Origin of the sequence: Paracoccus sp. IB05, from assembly GCF_016405985.1 — a bacterium.
GTDB lineage: Bacteria > Pseudomonadota > Alphaproteobacteria > Rhodobacterales > Rhodobacteraceae > Pseudogemmobacter.
Map to the genome: position 1 here is coordinate 1 of NZ_JAEFCF010000074.1, position 6526 is coordinate 6526.

6 protein-coding genes are annotated in these 6526 nt (G+C 60.8%); all 6 read right to left on the reverse strand.

Annotated elements, in window-relative coordinates; all coding sequences use genetic code 11:
- Positions 1-114 precede the first annotated feature (114 nt).
- The 6 genes from JC607_RS24810 to JC607_RS24835 all read right to left on the reverse strand — a co-directional run bounded on the left by JC607_RS24810 (position 115) and on the right by JC607_RS24835 (position 6515).
- A complete protein-coding gene (locus JC607_RS24810; protein ID WP_370584952.1) occupies positions 115-714 on the reverse strand; it encodes an ImuA family protein in 600 nt (199 codons plus the stop codon).
- Positions 698-1378 (reverse strand): SOS response-associated peptidase, encoded by a 681-nt coding sequence (locus JC607_RS24815; RefSeq protein WP_198839387.1) that lies wholly within the window; start codon positions 1376-1378, stop codon positions 698-700. Before JC607_RS24815 ends, JC607_RS24810 begins: the two co-directional genes overlap by 17 nt.
- 106 nt (positions 1379-1484) lie before the next feature.
- Entirely contained in the window at positions 1485-2696 is a 1212-nt protein-coding gene (locus JC607_RS24820) for a helix-turn-helix domain-containing protein (protein WP_233093154.1), read from the reverse strand.
- A gap of 253 nt (positions 2697-2949) precedes the next feature.
- Positions 2950-3879 carry a plasmid partitioning protein RepB gene (gene repB, locus JC607_RS24825; protein ID WP_198839388.1) on the reverse strand — a complete coding sequence of 310 codons (930 nt, stop codon included), beginning with the start codon at positions 3877-3879 and terminating at the stop codon, positions 2950-2952.
- A complete protein-coding gene (gene repA / locus JC607_RS24830; protein ID WP_198839389.1) occupies positions 3879-5075 on the reverse strand; it encodes a plasmid partitioning protein RepA in 1197 nt (398 codons plus the stop codon). Before repA ends, repB begins: the two co-directional genes overlap by 1 nt.
- A 462-nt stretch (positions 5076-5537) precedes the next feature.
- Positions 5538-6515 carry a site-specific integrase gene (locus JC607_RS24835; RefSeq protein WP_233093156.1) on the reverse strand — a complete coding sequence of 326 codons (978 nt, stop codon included), beginning with the start codon at positions 6513-6515 and terminating at the stop codon, positions 5538-5540.
- Positions 6516-6526: the final 11 nt, after the last annotated feature.

A 6526-nucleotide genomic window follows, 5' to 3' on the forward strand; every position in this document is an offset into this window, starting at 1 on the left:
GCGCGCGCGTCGGCCAGCGGCATGCCGCGATGAAGCCCGGCGGCGCTTGCGATGCGGTTCAGACAATGCAGATGTTCCGCGTTCGACGCCCGGAGCGTCAACGCGAAAGGCCCCTCAACGGGGCGGGCCCTCAGGCTGATGTCGCTCGCCAGCCTGGGGAACCAGATGGACAGCAGCCGTCGTGCCATTCCAGCTCACATCATAGATTCCGGTTGTTCCTCTTTTGTTCTTATTAAGGATCCAGCGATGACGAGTCGAGTCCAGAGGTGACGGCAGCGGATCACATTTCCAGCGGGTCTCGGCGGCATTGCTCCCCCTGCCCTCCTGGATCAGCATCAGACCCGTCGTGCCACCGGCCTCGGCCGCCAGCTGGAGCCGTCTGCCCGCGGTCAGCGAAATCGGCTTCTCTGGAGCGGCGATGACCAGAGACACCGGCCGCGCCCTCAGTGCTTCTTCGACAGACCAGAGCAAATCGGTCTCGTTGCGGGCTTCGATGAAATATAACTGCTCGGCTATGCCGTCTGGCAGGGCTGCTGGCATTGGCCGATCACGATCATGCGCCAACACGATCCAGAAGACCGGTCCCGCCAATCTTGCAGCTTGGAAGAGTGCAAAGCCGTTTCGACCTCGTCCTTCGACTTCGTGGATGCGGCCTTTCACAAGGTGAAGCGGATCATCACTTGCGGCCTGCAGCCGGTCACGCAGGGTCCGCACGCGTGCCCTCCGCGACTATTTCGAGAAGACCATTGGCCAGCGGCCGTTGGAGCCTCAGGGCCTCGCTCATGTCCGCGGTCAGCCAGCAACGCCATTCGTCCGGCCGGGTGAGGATCACCGGCATGGCTTTGGGATGCACCGGGCGGACCTCCGTGTTGGCTTCGCAGGTCAGAAATCCGAAGAGCTCAGCTGTCACCTCGCCCTCCTTCAGCTTTCTGACTGAGGTCCATTCGGTGCGAATGCCAGCGAAGAAGGCGATCGGACGGTCCTGACCGAGGGCAAACCAGACCGGGTTGTTGCGAGGTGCGCCGGGTCGGGCGTCGAGTTCAGAAAAGCTAGTGAAGGGAACGAGGCAGCGGTGTTCGATCCCGAGCCACCTGCGCCAATGGGGCGAGCTGACATTACGGATGTTCGTGACGCCGGGGTCCGTGCGCCTGGCCGTAAGATAGACTGGTGGCGTCGGCATCCCCCATCGGGCCGTGGTCAACGTCCAATCCCGTCTTTTACTGCAGCGAATGATCGGCGCGGCATAGTCGGGGAAGATGCCGGATGCGGGCGCGAGGTTGCCTGCGGCATCGATCAGTTCCTCATCCTCTTCCAGCACGTCACGAAAGACCTGACGCATCGCGTCCTGGCTTTTCGTCTGGGCGTAAAGGTTGCACATCACTCCACCTCGCGGCATGTCCGTATGAGAACAATCAACGAACCTATCCGATTCCTCCCGAGTGGTCTATCTGGGTGTTTCATGGCTATGCGACCGCGGTCAGGAATCACGCTCGTAGGACGGATCTCACATAGGCGTCAGGGGTGAGGATGGTTCCTATCTGCTTTGCCATGCGGTTTTCGAGCTTGAGAAGCTCCCAAAGCCCGAGCTTGCTTGCAGCGCTGGCGAGGATGTCCTGGCTTATTCTCAGCATCTTCCCGAATTCGAATGCGATGCGTGTGGCTTCATGAGCACTGGTAGGCTCTTCATAGAAAGCACTGACCTCGGTCAAGGCTGCCCAACTGGGAAGGTCCTCGGCTTCTCTCTTTCTTTTTTTTGTATCTGAGTCTTGCTCTATGTGGCGGACATTCCGTCCGTCAGAGGCGGGCTTTTGCTCGGTTGGCGGCAGGCCACAGGTTTCTGCGGTGAGGGGTTGAGAGGGTTCGGCGACTGCTCCGTCTGCGGCGTCGACCATGGTGTGCTCCGCGCAGGATGTGGCGTCAGCGGCTTCCGCTTTGGAGGGCAGGCGCTGCTCAACCTCTTCGATTTCGCAATGGACTACTGCTTGTGGGGCTGCATGTGACGAGAGGACCGCGGTCAGCTGCGAGAGAGCTGCCCGAGCCTCCAGGAGGGTCAGTGAGGTACGCCGCACGAGGTTTCGCAATCCGTCAATGAAAGTGGTGATAGCGTCGCTCAAGTGGAGTTCGGCGCAGGCCGCGCGAAGTCTAAGGATCTGGGCCCGAAGGCCGCGCAACTCGTCTGCTTCCTCGCGGCGGCGCAGGGCAAGTGCGAGCAGCTCGTCGGACTGCGCGAAGAGCGGGGACAGGTCCAGCCCGAAGGCACCGATCGGTTTGCCGTGCTGCATTACGGGGAAGCGCTTACCGTTTGCACTGTCACGGCGCCGGATCAGGCCGGCGGTTTCGAGTGTCTCCAGATGCCGACGCAGTTGACGGTCGGTGAGCCCCTTGGCGCGAAAGCACAGGGTTTCGTTGCTGGCATAGACCGTGAGTAGGGTGGCCGGGGAGACCGGTGTCTCGCGACCATCCACGCCCTGGCAGGGCAGGCAGCTCAGTAGAGCGTCAAGAGCGACCACTGCCCCTTGCCGGATGCCGAGATCGCGGCTGCATGTGTTGACCGCGGCCATGATATCCCGACGCGAGATCGGCCTAAATGCTGGTTGCAGGGTGATCGAACCCATGCTGGGGAGCGAGTGCACCGCGGATTTGGCACAGTTCGCCTGCGCCCCGGCCGCAAGGGCCGTGGATGTGATGTGTTTCATGCGATTTCAGACGGCAAATTAGGTCCGTTCACCGAAATCGGTGTTGCGCTGATTCGTTTTTCGGGCTACGAAATAGGTGTTCAAGCTATCGGAGCCCTCTGGAAGCATCACCGCTTTCGGGGGGTTTCTTTTTGCCTAGAGTCTGCTCCCTTTCCTGCTCGTTTCTAGTTTAGCCTGCCAGCCTCTGGCCTCGGATTGTTGACCACTGGTCAACTTATGTATCAATCCGGACCTATTTTGACCGGTGGTCAACTCAGTTGTGCTTGTGATTTCCAAACTCGGCGAGCAGCTGTTCGAGCCTCTCATCGAGGAAAGCGGCAAAGCCAAGCATCTCTTCGTCCGATGCCTTCACGAGGATCCTGCCGCGTGCTGTCTCAACCTTTATTCTGCCGTCCGCGAGTGTGCGCTTGGCGCTGATCTGCGGGGCAGGGGTAGGCTTGTGAGAGAGTGCTCGGATCAGCCCCTGCAGACGTTCATTGCTGTCGGCGGTGTCCGTCGGGATCAAACTTTTGATTGCGGGCTCATCCAGGTCCGCACGCTCTTTCAGAAGCTCTCGCAGCTGCTGCCATGGTCGGCGACCAGAGTCATGTGCCGATCCGATCCGCTCGATGATGGAGCGGGGCACATCAGATACCACGCCCAGCATCCTGCTAATCGTGGTTTTGTCGACCGCGAGTACCTCCATGATGTCTTCGCGCGAAAACTCGTGGTGCAGCAGCTGCTCTGCGTAGACTGACTGTTCAATGAAGCTGCGCTGGAGGCGCGCCGCGTTCTCGAGCCCTTGGGAGATCAACGCCTCGCGATCGCTGAGCTCTGCGATATGGGCAAGAACCTGAATGCCGAGCTGCCGACATGCCTCGATACGGCGCCGACCGTAAACCACTTCATAGGGCAGGCGGCCTTGAGGTGTGCGTCGGAGCAGGACCGGAAGCTTCTGCCCCGATGCCTTTATCGAGTTTATCAGATCCTCCAGGCCATCCTGAAGGTCGAAGCGGTCCTTGACGGCGCTTTCTGAAATCTGAGCCGGATCGATCTGACGGGCCGCACCGGCGCTGAGCTGATCAAGGCCGCGCTGAACGTCGAGCACACCCGAGAGTTTCCGTGGCTTCTGTTCGTCTTCGGCAGCTGCAGCCTTGCCGTCGCGGACTGCCTTCAGGCTGTTGGCAAGCAGGTTCTTTCGCATCACGCCCTCCCCCAACTCTGCTGAAGCATTGCGTGCAGTTCTTCGGTCACTTCATGCACCGACTGGATTGCACGCTCGTAGGTCTTCCGGTTGCGCATCTCGCCGAGCTCGACCTCAAGCACGGTCTGCTGTGAGACCCCGGCCTCGCTGATTGCGGCAGACTTCAGGAAGGATGATTTCATGACGGCATCGCCGAATAGGTCGCGAATGAACGACGCAAAATCGACCTGGGTCGACACATTCGTGTCGAAGCGGCTTAGCAAGAAGCGGAAGTTGTCGAACAGGCCCACTCCGGCACTTTCGTGCAAGACCTCGGTCAACGACGACGCCATGTTGAGGAACTGAGCCGCGGAGGCCAGGTCGACGCGCTCCGGGATGATCGTCATCACGATGTTTTGCGCGGCGCAGATCGCAGAGAGGGTCACGTAGCCGAGTTGCGGCGGGCAGTCGAGGATGACCACATCATAGTCATCCTTCACCACCTGCAAAGCCGACCGGATCTTGTCGAAGAATACGGGCAGTTCACCCTTGCTCAGTGCCGCAGGCGTTTCATGCTCGAACTCTGCCACCTGTATGCCGCCCGGCACCAGATCAAGATTTGGAAAATAGCTGCGCTTGATCACGTCTGTGATCGGCCTTGGCCCGTCCCCCGTCTCCCGATCACGGTAACGAATGACATCGTAGAGCGATCCGCCGTCGAAAAAATCGAGCTCCGGCTGATAGCCAAAAAAGGTCGTTAGCGAGGCTTGCGGGTCGCAGTCCAAAGCGAGCACCCGATAGCCACGCAACGCGAGGTCCTGGGCCGCGTGAATGGCGGTGGAGGTTTTCCCGCTGCCGCCCTTGAAGTTGACGAAGGCAATGACCTGCGTCGGGTCATCAGCGCTGCGTCGGCCGGGGCGGAATTGGTCGGGGTTCTTTGCTGAGGAAGCCAATACCCGCCGGATCTCATGGATCTGTTCGGCGGTATACTTTCTGCGCCCGCCCGGGCCCATCTCAACTTCAGGGATCCGGCCCTCGTGGTGGGCCTTCCTCAGATAACCGTCCGCGACGGTAAGGTAATAGCTTGCTTCCCCGGCCGAAAAGGTCCGAAGCGTTTTGACTTCGTGGGGCGCAAAGGAACTCTCTGACAGCGCTTTGAGGGCTGTGGTAAGATCCTTTGCGAAGCCCAAAAGGTGCTCGTGTAGCGCCTGTGGCATCTGTCCGCTCTCGCTGTTCGGTGGGGTTAGGAACGGTAACCGCCCGAATTTTTCGATTATTGCGTCCAGTCTATGCTGGTAGGATGGTCGGAGCGCAAGAAAATTTTGCGGCTATCGGAACGGAAGTTCATAGATATAGTGGGTAGAAACCGTTCCGACAGCTTACAGCTTATATCAACATAGCGCCATAAATAGCTGATTTATAGGGATTAATTTTATCCACAATGTTGCCAACAGGGGCTGGTGTCCAACCATTCTGCCCGAAAGTGTCCCTGTTCGCTACATGAGGCACCGGAACGGCATTTTCTCGATAGTGAGTGGGCTGCCGTCCGATGAAGCCGACTCGACGGGTTGCGATTCTCATCTGCACTTCAAGTCTCGCGTTCTCCTGCTCTTGCGAAGGTCTCGTTGCCAAAACAGACCGGGAACCGCCAATCCCGGTGATCGAAGCCTTCGCGGAGGTCACAGGCCCGCCGCCTTGGTCAGGTTCACCCGGAACCTGTCGCGGCGGCGTTGATACCGGCGGGTCATCTCGGCGCTGGCATGGCCGAGCTGCTTCTGTACATGCCGCTCGTCAACCTCGGCCGAGGAGGCAAGCCCCGCGCGCAGACTGTGACCGGAGAACAGGGCAGGGCGGTCCTTTTCCGGCAGATCGCCGCGAAGCCCGGCGGTCTGGGCAGCGCGCTTGACCAGCCTTGCGACTTCGCGGTCATTCAGGCGGAACGGCCCCGGTTCCTTTCCTCCGCCGGTGACACGACGGAACAGCGGTCCCTGGCTGATACGCGCGAACTTCAGCCAGAGTTCCAGCGCGTCGACCGGGCAGGTTGCGGGTGACGACCCGCGACCGATCTCGACCTCGCGCCAGCCGGTCTTGCCGCGCAGAGTCACAAGCAGCCCACCGGGCAGAACCTCGATCCAGCCGTGCCCGTCCTCGGTCTGATCGCGACCCGCATCCAGGCCGGTGATTTCGGACCGGCGTAGGCCCCCGGCGAAGCCGATCAACAACATGGCCCGGTCGCGAAGCCCCCGCAGAGTCCCGCGGCCGCAGGTTTCCAGCATGGCCAGCAGATCCTCGGGCAGGATGGCCTCCTTCTGGCGCGGTGGGGCGGCATGGCTGTTGCGGATGCCGGCGAGAACGGTGGCGATGTGGCGGTCGCGCCGGTCAAGATTTAGGCCGCGTTGGGTATAGGCCCAGACCAGCGCCGAGAGACGACGCTCGATGGTCGAGACGGCATTCTTGCGTCCGCCGACGGATTTCGCGCCGGAAGCGCAGGCGGTGATATAGAGACCGACGACCTGCGGCTCGGGCGTCAGCGCATCCAACCCCTCGCGCCGACACCAGCTGGCAAAGTGCTTCCAGTCGGCGGCATAGGCCTTGCGGGTGTTGACGGAACTGGCCGCCTCGGCATAGCCGCGCGCCCGTTCGGCCAGATCCCGCAGGGCAGGGGGCT

Excerpts from the sequence above, each read along its gene's own strand:
- repA (WP_198839389.1), bottom strand. The coding sequence starts at position 5,075 with ATGCCACAGGCGCTACACGAGCACCTTTTGGGCTTCGCAAAGGATCTT.
- JC607_RS24820 (WP_233093154.1), bottom strand. The coding sequence starts at position 2,696 with ATGAAACACATCACATCCACGGCCCTTGCGGCCGGGGCGCAGGCGAAC.
- repB (WP_198839388.1), bottom strand. The coding sequence starts at position 3,879 with ATGCGAAAGAACCTGCTTGCCAACAGCCTGAAGGCAGTCCGCGACGGC.
- JC607_RS24815 (WP_198839387.1), bottom strand. The coding sequence starts at position 1,378 with ATGTGCAACCTTTACGCCCAGACGAAAAGCCAGGACGCGATGCGTCAG.